The 12,303-nt window shown below is 61.6% G+C and carries 12 protein-coding genes; 7 read left to right on the forward strand and 5 right to left on the reverse strand.

Annotated features, from left to right (window positions below):
- Nucleotides 1–171 precede the first annotated feature (171 nt).
- The 6 genes from M5B98_RS04365 to M5B98_RS04390 all read left to right on the forward strand — a co-directional run bounded on the left by M5B98_RS04365 (nt 172) and on the right by M5B98_RS04390 (nt 6,589).
- Nucleotides 172–990 (forward strand): alpha/beta fold hydrolase, encoded by an 819-nt coding sequence (locus M5B98_RS04365; RefSeq protein WP_134826416.1) that lies wholly within the window; start codon nt 172–174, stop codon nt 988–990.
- Nucleotides 991–1,250: 260 nt separating this feature from the next.
- Nucleotides 1,251–2,558 carry a flavin-containing monooxygenase gene (locus M5B98_RS04370; RefSeq protein WP_248741947.1) on the forward strand — a complete coding sequence of 436 codons (1,308 nt, stop codon included), beginning with the start codon at nt 1,251–1,253 and terminating at the stop codon, nt 2,556–2,558.
- Nucleotides 2,559–2,616: 58 nt separating this feature from the next.
- On the forward strand, nt 2,617–3,033 hold the full coding sequence (locus M5B98_RS04375; RefSeq protein ID WP_007950460.1) for a RidA family protein: 417 nt from the start codon (nt 2,617–2,619) through the stop codon (nt 3,031–3,033).
- Between the two features lie 27 nt (nt 3,034–3,060).
- Complete coding sequence (locus M5B98_RS04380; protein ID WP_248741948.1) at nt 3,061–3,738, forward strand: DUF1028 domain-containing protein; 678 nt, start codon at nt 3,061–3,063, stop codon at nt 3,736–3,738.
- Nucleotides 3,735–4,883, forward strand: a complete 1,149-nt coding sequence (gene argE / locus M5B98_RS04385) for an acetylornithine deacetylase (RefSeq protein WP_248741949.1) — start codon at nt 3,735–3,737, stop codon at nt 4,881–4,883. Before M5B98_RS04380 ends, argE begins: the two co-directional genes overlap by 4 nt.
- A 290-nt stretch (nt 4,884–5,173) precedes the next feature.
- Nucleotides 5,174–6,589 (forward strand): purine-cytosine permease family protein, encoded by a 1,416-nt coding sequence (locus tag M5B98_RS04390; protein WP_248741950.1) that lies wholly within the window; start codon nt 5,174–5,176, stop codon nt 6,587–6,589.
- Nucleotides 6,590–6,658: 69 nt separating this feature from the next.
- Here M5B98_RS04390 and M5B98_RS04395 read toward each other — a convergent pair whose 3' ends face one another.
- The 4 genes from M5B98_RS04395 to ptrR form a co-directional block, all read right to left on the reverse strand.
- Nucleotides 6,659–7,087, reverse strand: coding sequence for a TOBE domain-containing protein (locus M5B98_RS04395; protein WP_248741951.1), 429 nt, complete (start codon nt 7,085–7,087; stop codon nt 6,659–6,661).
- Between the two features lie 96 nt (nt 7,088–7,183).
- A complete protein-coding gene (locus tag M5B98_RS04400) occupies nt 7,184–7,537 on the reverse strand; it encodes a gamma-glutamylcyclotransferase family protein (protein ID WP_248741952.1) in 354 nt (117 codons plus the stop codon).
- 23 nt (nt 7,538–7,560) lie between these two features.
- Entirely contained in the window at nt 7,561–8,223 is a 663-nt protein-coding gene (locus M5B98_RS04405; protein ID WP_248741953.1) for a M24 family metallopeptidase, read from the reverse strand.
- An 88-nt stretch (nt 8,224–8,311) separates the two neighbouring features.
- Nucleotides 8,312–9,193 carry a putrescine utilization regulator PtrR gene (gene ptrR, locus M5B98_RS04410; RefSeq protein WP_248742171.1) on the reverse strand — a complete coding sequence of 294 codons (882 nt, stop codon included), beginning with the start codon at nt 9,191–9,193 and terminating at the stop codon, nt 8,312–8,314.
- A gap of 103 nt (nt 9,194–9,296) precedes the next feature.
- Here ptrR and M5B98_RS04415 point away from each other — a divergent pair, with 103 nt between their 5' ends.
- Nucleotides 9,297–10,688, forward strand: a complete 1,392-nt coding sequence (locus tag M5B98_RS04415) for an aldehyde dehydrogenase family protein (protein WP_248741954.1) — start codon at nt 9,297–9,299, stop codon at nt 10,686–10,688.
- A gap of 48 nt (nt 10,689–10,736) precedes the next feature.
- Here M5B98_RS04415 and M5B98_RS04420 read toward each other — a convergent pair whose 3' ends face one another.
- Nucleotides 10,737–12,269, reverse strand: coding sequence for an MFS transporter (locus tag M5B98_RS04420; RefSeq protein WP_248741955.1), 1,533 nt, complete (start codon nt 12,267–12,269; stop codon nt 10,737–10,739).
- Between the last annotated feature and the right edge of the window lie 34 nt (nt 12,270–12,303).

The raw sequence follows: 12,303 nt of genomic DNA on the forward strand, positions 1-12,303 counted from the left end.
TCCGGCAAATGAAAGATGGGATGCGGTTGCATCTTACAACTCATGTAGCAGAAGCGATAACACCGGCCACCGCGAACTTAGCACCTGCGTACAAGTGGCAGAGCTGCTTTGCCGCGATAGTGATTGCTGCCACCACGGCAACCACATAGAGCCAACCTCCAAGGAGTTTCCATGAGCACGTTCACCACCCAAGACGGCACCGAGATCTATTTCAAGGACTGGGGCAGCGGCAAGCCCGTGCTGTTCAGCCACGGCTGGCCACTGGACGCCGACATGTGGGAATACCAGATGGAATACCTGAGCAGCCGCGGCTACCGCACCATCGCCTTCGACCGGCGCGGTTTCGGCCGCTCCGGGCAACCGTGGACCGGCTACGACTACGACACCTTCGCCGATGACATCGCACAGCTGATCGAGCATCTCGACCTGCGTGACGTGACTCTGGTCGGTTTCTCCATGGGCGGCGGCGATGTCAGCCGCTACATCGCACGCCACGGTAGCGAGCGCGTTGCCGGGCTGGTGTTGCTGGGCGCGGTGACGCCGCTGTTCGGCAAGAAACCGGACTTTGCCGAAGGCGTCGACAAGTCGGTGTTCGACGGGATCAAGGCCGGCCTGCTGAAGGACCGTGCGCAGTTCATCGCCGATTTCGCCGCGCCGTTCTACGGCACCAACCAGGGCCAGAAAGTCTCCGACGGCGTGCTGACGCAAACCCTGAATATCGCGCTGCTCGCCTCGCTGAAGGGCACCGTGGATTGCGTCACTGCGTTCTCGGAAACCGACTTCCGCCCGGACATGGCGAAAATCGATGTGCCGACGTTGGTGATTCATGGCGATGGCGACCAGATCGTGCCGTTCGAAACCACCGGCAAACGCGCCGCCGCGCAGATCAAGGGTGCCGAGCTGAAAGTCTACGCAGGGGCGCCGCACGGCTTTGCGGTCACCCATGCGCAGCAATTGAATGAAGACCTGTTGGCGTTTCTCGATCGCTGAGTCCGTGTGATCTGATCACGCCTTGCGAAGGGCCGCCGACAACCCTGTCGGCGGCCCTTTTTTTTCGTTGTCCCGGATTCCGGTGTCATGGCGAAGCCCAGCATTTACGGGGCTTTCAAGCCTCTGCATCACGTTTTTATCTTCACATGCCAGCTTAATAATATTTTACCGATAACCACCCCCTCCCTAGTCTGATCCCAAGCACAGAGAACAGGTCGACAGCGGCCTGAATCCAACGGCCTCGTGAGAAGGGATCAGAGATGACCACTGAAATAATAAAAACAGACACGCTTGTTGTCGGCGCCGGTCAAGCGGGTGTGGCCATGAGTGAACACCTGAGCAAACTCGGGGTGCCGCACCTGGTGCTGGAGCGCAGCCGCATCGCCGAACGCTGGCGCACCGGGCGCTGGGACTCGCTGGTGGCCAACGGTCCGGCGTGGCACGACCGGTTTCCGGGGATGGAATTCGACGATGTCGATCCGGACGGTTTTGCCCACAAGGAACGTGTCGCCGATTACTTCGAAGCCTATGCGAAGAAATTCAACGCGCCGATCCGCACCGGCGTGGACGTAAAGAGCGTAGTGCGCAATGTCGGTCGTCCGGGCTTCACCGTCGAGACTTCCGAAGGCGTGATCGAAGCCGCCCGCGTCGTCGCTGCGACTGGCCCGTTCCAGCGTCCGGTGATCCCGGCCATTGCGCCGAAAGATGAACGCCTTCTACAGATTCACTCGGCCGACTATCGCAACCCGCAACAACTGCCGGCCGGCGCGGTGCTGGTGGTCGGTGCCGGTTCCTCGGGAGTGCAGATCGCCGACGAATTGCAGCGTTCGGGCAAGCAAGTGTTCCTCTCGGTCGGTGCCCATGACCGCCCGCCTCGCGCTTATCGCAACCGTGATTTCTGCTGGTGGCTCGGCGTGCTCGGCGAGTGGGATCAGGCCGCAATGAAACCCGGCCGCGAGCACGTGACCATCGCCGTCAGCGGTGCCCACGGTGGCCGCACCATCGACTTCCGTGGCCTGGCCCATCGCGGCATGACCCTGGTCGGCGTCACCGAATCGTTCAGCGACGGCGTGGTGACCTTCAAGCAGGACCTGCGCGACAACCTCAAGCGTGGCGACGAGAACTACCTCGCGCTGCTGGATGCAGCCGATGCCTATATCGAACGCAACGGCCTCGATCTGCCGCTGGAACCAGAAGCCCGGGAGACGTATCCGGACCCTGAATGCGTGAAAAACCCGCTGGCCGACCTCGATCTGGCCGCCGCCGGTATCACCTCGATCATCTGGGCCACCGGGTTTGCCGTGGACTATTCCTGGCTGAAAGTCGCGGCATTCGACGACAACGGCAAGCCGCAGCACCAGCGCGGTGTGTCCAGCGAATCGGGTGTGTATTTCCTCGGCTTGCCGTGGCAGTCGCGACGCGGCTCTTCGTTCATCTGGGGCGTGTGGCACGACGCCAAGCACGTGGCCGACCACATCGCCACCCAGCGCAAATACCTGGCCTATCGCGATGCCGAACAACGCGAAGCCGTACTGCACAACAAAGCCGCCGACACCGTCGACGCTTGATTTCCCTCTTCCATACCGGCGCCTGTCGCGCCGGGTTCGATTTCGTCAGGAGCCTCACATGAGTCAGCCAACCCACACCCGCATCCGCATGTTCAACACCAAGGACACCTACCCGAACCAGACCCTGGATAACGATCTGTGCCAGGCCGTGCGTGCCGGCAACACCGTGTATGTCCGTGGTCAGGTCGGCACCAATTTCGATGGTGAACTGGTCGGCCTCGGCGACCCGCGCGCCCAGACCGAACAGGCGATGCGCAACGTCAAGCAACTGCTCGAAGAGGCCGGCAGCGACCTGAGCCACATCGTCAAGACCACCACTTACCTGATCGACCCGCGCTACCGCGAACCGGTGTATCAGGAAGTCGGCAAGTGGCTGAAGGGGGTTTTCCCGATCTCCACCGGGCTGGTGGTGTCGGCGCTGGGTCAGCCGCAGTGGCTGATGGAGATTGATGTGGTTGCGGTGATTCCCGAGTAATTCGACCTTAGCGAAAAGAGGCCACACATGACATTTTCCATCGCCGCCCGCTGCCCCGAAACCGGTCAGTTCGGCATCGCCATCAGTTCCTCCAGCATCGCCGTCGGTGCCCGCTGCCCGTGGCTGCTGCCCGGCGTCGGCGCGGTGTCCAGCCAGAACATCACTCTGCCGTCGCTCGGCCCGGAAGTGCTCGCCTTGATGGAGCAAGGCCTGGCGCCGGAGGCGGCGTTGGACAAGGTGCTCACCCGCAACGGCTACAGTCAGTACCGGCAAATCACCGCGATCAACCACCTCGGGCAGACCGCGCATTTCAGCGGCGCGCAAACCCTTGGCGTACACAACGCGGTGTCGGGCGAACAATGCGTGGCGGCGGGCAACATGCTCGCCGGGCGCTCTGTGATCGAGGCCATGGTCAGCGCGTTCGAAGAGGGCGAAGGTCAATTGGCCGATCGCCTGCTCAAGGCCTTGCACGCCGCCCAGGCCCTGGGCGGTGAAGCGGGTCCGGTGCATTCGGCAGCCGTGGTCGTGGTCGGCGAGCTGACCTGGCCCATCGTCAACCTGCGGGTGGACTGGGCCGATGAAGACCCGATCGGCCAGTTGCAGAAACTCTGGGACGCCTATCGTCCGCAACTGCAGGACTACATCGACCGCGCTCTCGATCCGGCCAAGGCGCCGGGTTACGGAGTTGCCGGAGATGACCGATGAGCGACAGCGTCGCGTTGCTCAAGACGCTGGTGGGGTTCGACACCACCAGCCGCGAGTCCAACCTGCAATTGATCGACTTCGTGCGCGACTACCTCGAACGGTTCGATGTGCCGTGCGAGCTGATTTACAACGATGAGCGCAGCAAAGCCAATCTGTTCGCCACGATTGGCCCGGCGGATTTGCCGGGCATCGTGTTGTCGGGGCACACCGATGTGGTGCCAGCCGATGGTCAGCCATGGACCGTGCCACCCTTCGAGCTCAGCGAGCGCGACGGCAAGCTTTACGGTCGTGGCACGGCGGACATGAAGGGCTACATCGCCTGCGTGCTGGCGTTGGTGCCTTCGTTGGTCAAAGCACCGTTGCGCCTGCCGGTGCACATTGCTTTGTCCTATGACGAAGAGGTCGGCTGCCTCGGTGTGCGCTCGCTGCTTAAAGTGCTGGAGCAGCGTCCGGTCAAACCGCTGCTGTGCATCATCGGCGAACCGACCGAACTCAAACCGGTGCTCGGCCACAAAGGCAAACTGGCGATGCGCTGCGATGTTCAGGGTCACGCTTGTCACTCGGCCTATGCGCCGCTCGGGGTCAATGCCATCGAATGCGCCGCCGAATTGATCGGTGAGCTGGGGCGTATCGGTCGGCAACTCAAGGATGAGCACCTCGACCCGCGCTTTGACCCGCCGTATTCAACGGTGCAAACCGGCGTGATCAGCGGCGGCAAGGCGTTGAACATCGTCCCCGCCGATTGCCGTTTTGATTTCGAAATCCGCGCCCTGCCCTCACAGGATCCGGCGATTGTCGCGCAGCAACTCAAGACCTACGCCGAACAGCAAGTGCTGCCGCGTATGCGGGCCATCAGCGAGCAGAGCGATGTCCGATTCAGCGAGTTGTCGGCGTATCCGGGGCTGGCGACTGATGCCCGGAGCGAGGCGGCGCAATTGATCGCCACGTTCTGTGGCTCGGACGATTTCGGTACGGTGGCATTCGGCACTGAAGGCGGATTGTTCGACGCCGTGGGGATTCCCACGGTGGTGTGCGGGCCTGGCAGTATGGATCAGGGCCACAAGCCGGACGAGTTTGTCAGCCTCGGTCAACTCAAGGCCTGCGATGAGATGCTGCAACGGATGCTGACGTCGATTCGCCTTTGAAAAAACCGGTCTGGCTGCTGGATTCAAATCCGCAGCCGAGCCGCAATATCACCGACAGACAGCTGCTCCAATGGAGGTCAGCTGCGTTGTCGTTCATGTCGCTGAAACGCCCGAAACAGAGCGCTTTCAGCTGACCGGAGAGCCTAGTTTTTTTAACGTCTGAAGCAACAAAACTACTAATTTATCTCTCCCCTTTCCTTGCCCATGATCAACCCCAACAAGAAATGCGCCGTCCGTGCCGGCGCTCACTGAAGTACGTCCACGTACTCGTCCTTGCCTTGGAGTTCGTCATGGCCACCTCTGCAACAACGTCCGCACCGCTCATTGAGAAACACACGATCGGCTACGTACCGCCCGAAGATCGCCACGGAAAGGTTCGGGATCTGTTCACCCTCTGGTTCGGCGGCAATATCGCGCCGCTGCCCATCGTCACCGGCGCCCTCGGCGTGCAACTGTTTCACCTGAATCTGCTGTGGGGCATCGTCGCCATTCTGGTCGGCCATCTGGTCGGCGGTGTACTGATGGCGCTGCACTCGGCGCAAGGCCCGCAGATGGGCATCCCGCAGATGATCCAGAGCCGCGCGCAATTCGGCTCCCTCGGCGCACTGCTGGTGGTGTTGATTGCCGGCGTCATGTACATCGGCTTCTTCGCCTCCAACATCGTACTGGCCGGCAAGTCGCTGCATGGCGTGGTCGACAGTGTTCCGGTGCCGGTCGGCATCGTCATCGGCGCGCTGGGTTCGGGGATCATCGGGATCATCGGTTACCGCTTCATCCATGTGCTCAACCGCATCGGCACCTGGGTACTGGGGATCGGCATCGTGGTCGGTTTCGGCTACATCCTGACGCACGTGCAAACGGCTGACTTCCTTACCCGTGGCAGTTTCAATCTTTCGGGCTGGCTCGCGACCGTGTCGCTGGCGGCGTTGTGGCAGATTGCCTTTGCGCCTTACGTCTCGGACTACTCGCGTTACCTGCCGGCCAATGTGCCGGTGGCCGCGACATTCTGGACCACTTACCTCGGCTCTGCGCTGGGCTCCAGCCTGTCGTTCATCTTCGGTGCGGTCGCCGTGCTGGCAACCCCGGTGGGCATGGACACCATGGACGCGGTGAAACTCGCCACCGGCTCGATCGGCCCACTGATGCTGGTGCTGTTCCTGCTCAGCGTGATCAGCCACAACGCGCTCAACCTGTACGGCGCGGTGCTGTCGCTGATCACCCTGGTGCAGACCTTCGCCTACCGCTGGATTCCGACCGCCAAGAGCCGTGCAGTGATTTCGCTGATCGTGCTGCTGGCCTGCTGCTTCGCTGCGGTGGGTGCGTCGTCGGACTTCATCGGCCACTTCGTCGACATGGTGTTGGTGTTGCTGGTCGTGCTGGTGCCGTGGACGGCGATCAACCTGATCGACTTCTACGCCATCCACAAAGGCAAATACGACATCGCCTCGATCTTCCAGGTCGACGGCGGCATCTACGGCCGCTACAACCCGCAGGCCTTGCTGGCGTATGCGATCGGCATCGTGGTGCAGATTCCGTTCATGAACACGCCGCTGTACGTCGGCCCGGTATCGGCGCACATCAACGGCGCGGACCTGTCGTGGCTGGTGGGGCTGCTGGTGACGTCGCCGCTGTATTTCTGGCTGGCCAGTCGTGACAGTGCTTATCGCCGGCGGCTGATGACCGGGAAACTGGCGGGCAGTCTCTGAGATAGATAAAAAAATGCCCGGTTCGGCAAACCACCGAACCGGGCATTTTTTATAGAGTCACGCGTTTGATCAGGCCGGCACACCCAGAATAATGTGCGAAGCCTTGATCACCGCCGTGGCACTGACGCCAGCCGCCAGGCCCAGTTCGTTCACCGCGTCGCGGGTCACGATCGAGTAGACCTTCGAACCGCCGGCCAGCTCGATCACCACTTCGGCGTTGACGGCGCCATCGGTCACGCTCAGCACCTTGCCTTGCAGGCAGTTACGGGCCGACAGGCGAATGTCACTGGACTCGGTCATCAGCATCACCCAAGGCGCCTTGACCAGGGCGACGGCTTCTTTGCCCACCGCAATGCCCAAGCTCTTGAGGCTGGCCAGGGTCACGACTGCAACCAGCTTCTCGCCACCTGGCAGGGTCAGGACAACTTCGGCGTTGACCGAGCCTTCCAGAACCTGGCTGACCTGACCTTTGAATACGTTGCGGGCACTGACTTTCATGATGGACGTCCTTTTGTTGACTTTGGAGTTAGGAAACGGCCTGCATCATCGAAGTTAGCGCTATGTAAAAACAACTACAGCGCTGCACTTTCGGGGTCACGCTTGCACATAGACCCAAGCATCGACTCCTGACTTTAGCAGCACGCTGACGCGCTTGTAGTCCGCCACTTCGTATTCGTCCGCCGCTGCCAGTTCCTGAGCCGTGATCTCGAACACCGTGCCGGCGATCTCGTCTGCCGGGTTGCCGCTCGCCTGGACGATGGGGTGATGTGTCTTGCCACTGGTGGCGAGCACCGCGGGATCGGTGATTTCAACCATTTCCTGTCGATAGCCCGGCAAACTGTCGGCACGCCCATGCAACACGCGACCGAAGCTGGAGAGCTGAACCGCGCGGTCCTGCAACGTGCCGTAGGAGAACAGCAGCACCGTCGGTTCTGTTGACGTCATCATGAGGTTTCCTTGAGCAAAAAGTGTCAGATCAACAGGTCTTCATAGAAGGCGCCGTAGGGAAGCTCAGGGTGTTCGATCTGGATTTCCAGAATCCACACACCGGCATTCGGCGCCTGATCGAAATCACCGAGATTGCCGCCGCGATAAATCGCGTGAGGAAAGTCACTGACCCGGTGGCCCTTGATGTCCAGGTTCAACTTCCAGCCCAGGGCCTCGGCCTGATCGGTGGCGTAGCGGTACAGTTCGACACCGGTTACGCCCTTGCGCCAGAAGGCTTCGACCTTGTCGAAGAGTTCCTTGGAGGCTGCTGCACAGGCAATCATTTGCGGATCAGACCCGGTGACGAACGTCGCCCCGGCATCGCCTTCGTGGCCTTCCCAGACCACGCCCATGTCAATGAAGAAAATGTCTTCTTCACCCAGGACCGGATCACCTTCGGAGCGTTCCTTGAAAGTCTTGAGGGTATTGGCGCCGAAGCGGATCAGCAGCGGATGCCAGATCCGGTCCATGCCCAGCTCGACGAGAATCTCTTTGCCTCGCGCATGGGCTTCGGATTCGCGCATGCCGGGGTTGATTACCTTGGCGATCTCGTCCACGGCCTTCCAGGTCAACTGCTGGGCGTGGCGCATAGTCTCCAGCACAAAACGCTCACCTACTGCTTCTTTACCGCTCAGGGCTGTGGTCATCGCTGATTCCTTCTGGCTAATCGCTTGCGCTGTATAGTTTTTTATATTGCGAAACAGGACGCCTAAGATACAACCATGACACAAAGTGTCAATTCTCTTCTGCACGCACCACGCCGCGCTCCTCCAGCAACCGGACGAACATGCTGAGACTGCGCGACACCGTACCCCGCCGCCACACCAGCCACGTGGTCAAGTAGCGAAAGTCCGCCGCCAGCGGCCAGACACTCACCGTCGCGCAACCGGGCATGCTCTGCAGCATGCTGCGCGGCATCAGCGCCAGGCCGGCACCCGCGCTGACGCAGGCGAGCATGCCGTGGTAGGACTCCATTTCGAAGATCTTGCCGGGCACGGCCGCGTCGGTGCTGAACCATTTTTCGAAGTGATGGCGATAGGAACAGTTCGAGCGGAACGCGTAAATATTCTCGCCATTCACGTCCGCAGCGCGCTGGATCGGCCCGTGATGCAGCGGCGAGATGATGACCATTTCCTCTTCGAATGCCGGGATGCCCTCCAGCGCCGGGTGCAACACCGGGCCATCGACGAACGCGGCCGCCAGGCGTCCTGAAAGTACGCCGTCGATCATCGTCCCGGAGGGCCCGGTCGAGAGATCCAGATCGACCTTCGGATGCTGCTGGTTATAGGTCGCCAACAAACCCGGAATCCGTACTGCCGCCGTACTTTCCAGCGAGCCCAGCGGGAATGCACCTTGCGGTTCCTCGCCGGCCACTGTGGCGCGCGCCTCATGCACCAGGTCGAGAATCCGCCGCGCGTACTCCAGAAAACTCCAGCCAGCGGGTGACAGACGCAATCGGCTTTTCTCGCGGATGAACAGATCGACGCCCAGATCCTCTTCCAACTGCTTGATGCGGGTCGTCAGGTTCGACGGCACGCGATGGATCTGCGCCGCCGCCGCGCTGATGCTGCCGTGCTCGGCCACTGCCTTGAAAATTTCCAGTTGCACCAGATCCACAGTCATTCTCCAATCGTGAAAGAAACGCTCTTTATTATTCAGTTTCCAGAAATCAAACGCCACCCTACTCTGAGCGCATCCACTGACCTCGCAGGACGATGCCATGAGCCCGATTTCCAGCCAGACCCACGCCATCTCGATCAACCCCGCCACCGGCGAGCAGATCGGTCACTACGCCTTTGAATCCGCCGAAGCGCTGGATGCTGCCTTGACCCGCGCCGCGTTCGGTTTCGGCAAGTGGAAACGCAAGCCGCTGCAGGACCGCTCCCGTGCCCTGACCGCGCTGGCCGGCGCTCTGCGTGACAGCAGCGAAGCCATGGCGACCATGATCACCCGGGAAATGGGCAAGCCGATCGCTCAGGCCCGTGGCGAAATCGAGAAATGCGCCAAGCTCTGCGAGTGGTACGCCGAACACGGCCCGGCCATGCTCAACGCCGAGTCGACCCCGGTCGAAGGTGGCAAGGCGCGCATCGAATACCGCCCACTGGGGCCGATCCTCGCCGTGATGCCGTGGAACTTCCCGATCTGGCAGGTGCTGCGCGGTGCAGTTCCGGCGCTGATCGCCGGCAACACCTACGTGCTCAAGCATGCGCCGAACGTGATGGGCAGCGCCTACCTGCTGCGCGACGCCTTCACCCGCGCCGGTTTTGCCGATGGCGTGTTCGAAGTGATCAACGTCACCCCGGAAGGCGTGTCCACCGCCATCGCTGACCCGCGCATCGCCGCCGTGACCTTGACCGGCAGCGTCCGCGCCGGCATGGCCATCGGCGCACAGGCGGGTGCTGCGTTGAAGAAATGCGTACTGGAGCTGGGCGGTTCAGATCCATTCATCGTGCTCAACGACGCCGACATCGATGAAGCCGTGCAAGCGGCAGTGATTGGTCGTTACCAGAACTCCGGCCAGGTCTGCGCCGCCGCCAAACGCCTGATCATCGAAGAAGGCGTGGTCGAAGAGTTCACCCGCAAATTCGTCGAAGCCACCCGCCAGTTGAAGATGGGCGATCCGTTGTCCGCCGACAACTACATCGGCCCGATGGCTCGTTTCGATCTGCGTGACGAACTGGATCAACAAGTGCGCGACACCCTCGAAGAAGGTGCCACCCTGCTGCTCGGCGGCGGCAAGGTCGAGGGCGCAGGCAACTACTACGAGCCGACCGTGCTGGCCGACGTCACCGACCGCATGACTTCGTTCAGGCAGGAACTGTTCGGCCCGGTGGCTTCGATCATCACCGCTCGCGACTGTGCTCACGCCGTGGCCCTGGCCAACGACAGCGAGTTCGGTCTGACCGCGACGATCTACACTGCCAACGTCGCCCTGGCCCAGCAACTGACCAGCGAACTGGAAACCGGTGGCGTGTTCATCAACGGCTACTCCGCCAGCGATCCGCGTGTGACCTTCGGCGGCGTGAAGAAAAGCGGTTTTGGTCGTGAGCTGTCGCACTTCGGTGTACGCGAGTTCTGCAATGCGCAGACCGTGTGGCTGGATCGCCGTTGATCCAATGAACAAAGCCCGGAAGCGTTTTGCGCTTCCGGGCTTTTTCATTTATGCCGCGGCCTGTTGAGGCTCCGATACCGTCCGCTCCTTGCTCAACAGCCCCAACACCACGGCTGCCGACGCCAGGGTGATGAGCGTCAGGATGTGCAGCAGATACTGGAACGCCGAGGCGTAACCCTGCACCAGCCGTTCGTTAGCCAACCCCGGAACCGTGTTGATCGCGTGAGCCATGTCGCCGGTCGTCACCCGATGCGCGGTCTCGGCAATCAGCGCTGCATCGGCACCAGCCGCTACCGTTTGCAGATCGGTATGCAGCAGCGAGGCAAGCATCGCCGCCACGCTGGCCAGTGCAATCCCCTCACCCGCCACCCGCACCGTGTTGAAGATCCCGGCGGCCATGCCGGCGCGCTCTTTCGGCACCACGCTGACCGACAGTCCATCCATCAAGCCCCACGGCAAACCTGCGCCGATCCCGATCAACACCATCGGTATCACCAATGCGAATTTCGATTCGTCGACGTTGTACCGACTCAGCCAGTGCAGGCCCACGGCGGCAATCAAAAAGCCCAAGCCTGACAAAATACCGGCCGAAACAAAACGCGTCATCGAAGCCGCGAGCATCGGCACCACCAGCATCGGCGCCGACAGCGCCAGCAACAGCAGGCCGGCGTCGATTTCACTCAAGCCTTCGACACCGATAAACCGCAGCGGCAGCATCACCACCAGCACGATGTAGCAAAAGCAGGTGCCAATCGGCAGCATCTGCACCCCGATGAAGCGCGGAAAACGGAACAGGGTCAAATCGAGCATCGGGCGTTCGACGCGCATTTCGATGATGACGAACAGCGCCAGCAACAACGCCGAGGCGCCCAACAGCCCCACCACCAACGGACTGCCCCAACCGCATTCGGGAGCCTGAATCACTCCGAACGTGAACAGCGCGAGCATCGAACTGAAGGTCACGGTGCCTGGCCAGTCGAGACCGCTGGCGTCGGGGTCGCGGGTTTCACGCATGCGCGGCAGGCCGAACACCATCGCGATCACACCGATCAGCGCGGTGAAGACAAAGATCGCACGCCAGTTGAACGCTTCGATCAGCGCCCCGGCCACCAACGGCCCGAACGCCAGGCCGATGCCAAACGTCGTACCGAGCATGCTGTAGGCACGGGTGCGCACATGGCCTTCGAATTCCTGCGCCAGCGCTGCCGAACCACTGGCCAGCGCCGCCGCCCCGGCCACGCCCTGAATCGCCCGAAGCACATCCAGCCAGAACACCGAAGGCGCCAGACTCTGGGCAATCGACGCCCCGGTGAACAGCAGCATGCCGCAGGTGAACAGGCGTTTGCGTCCATAGACATCGGCCAACGCCCCCGCCGCCATCAGCAGACTGCCGAAAGACAACATGAACGCATTGGTGATCCAGGTCAGCGCCACCGGGCTACCGCCCAGGTCACGGCCAATGGCCGGCGTCGCCACTGCGCCACCGGTAAAACTTAACGGAAGGACCAGTGCCGACAGGCAAATGGCTGCGAGGATCAGCAGTTTGTCGCGGGCGTCATGGTATTGGGAGACGGTTTTCATGATTTCATCCAATGAAAAAAATAAGGCTGCGATC

The sequence above is a fragment of the Pseudomonas sp. MWU12-3088 genome, assembly GCF_023242405.1.
GTDB classification, from domain to species: domain Bacteria; phylum Pseudomonadota; class Gammaproteobacteria; order Pseudomonadales; family Pseudomonadaceae; genus Aquipseudomonas; species Aquipseudomonas kribbensis.

Excerpts from the sequence above, each read along its gene's own strand:
- M5B98_RS04370 (WP_248741947.1), top strand. The coding sequence starts at position 1,251 with ATGACCACTGAAATAATAAAAACAGACACGCTTGTTGTCGGCGCCGGT.
- M5B98_RS04365 (WP_134826416.1), top strand. The coding sequence starts at position 172 with ATGAGCACGTTCACCACCCAAGACGGCACCGAGATCTATTTCAAGGAC.
- M5B98_RS04375 (WP_007950460.1), top strand. The coding sequence starts at position 2,617 with ATGAGTCAGCCAACCCACACCCGCATCCGCATGTTCAACACCAAGGAC.
- M5B98_RS04380 (WP_248741948.1), top strand. The coding sequence starts at position 3,061 with ATGACATTTTCCATCGCCGCCCGCTGCCCCGAAACCGGTCAGTTCGGC.
- M5B98_RS04420 (WP_248741955.1), bottom strand. The coding sequence starts at position 12,269 with ATGAAAACCGTCTCCCAATACCATGACGCCCGCGACAAACTGCTGATC.
- M5B98_RS04395 (WP_248741951.1), bottom strand. The coding sequence starts at position 7,087 with ATGAAAGTCAGTGCCCGCAACGTATTCAAAGGTCAGGTCAGCCAGGTT.
- M5B98_RS04400 (WP_248741952.1), bottom strand. The coding sequence starts at position 7,537 with ATGATGACGTCAACAGAACCGACGGTGCTGCTGTTCTCCTACGGCACG.
- argE (WP_248741949.1), top strand. The coding sequence starts at position 3,735 with ATGAGCGACAGCGTCGCGTTGCTCAAGACGCTGGTGGGGTTCGACACC.
- M5B98_RS04405 (WP_248741953.1), bottom strand. The coding sequence starts at position 8,223 with ATGACCACAGCCCTGAGCGGTAAAGAAGCAGTAGGTGAGCGTTTTGTG.
- M5B98_RS04415 (WP_248741954.1), top strand. The coding sequence starts at position 9,297 with ATGAGCCCGATTTCCAGCCAGACCCACGCCATCTCGATCAACCCCGCC.
- M5B98_RS04390 (WP_248741950.1), top strand. The coding sequence starts at position 5,174 with ATGGCCACCTCTGCAACAACGTCCGCACCGCTCATTGAGAAACACACG.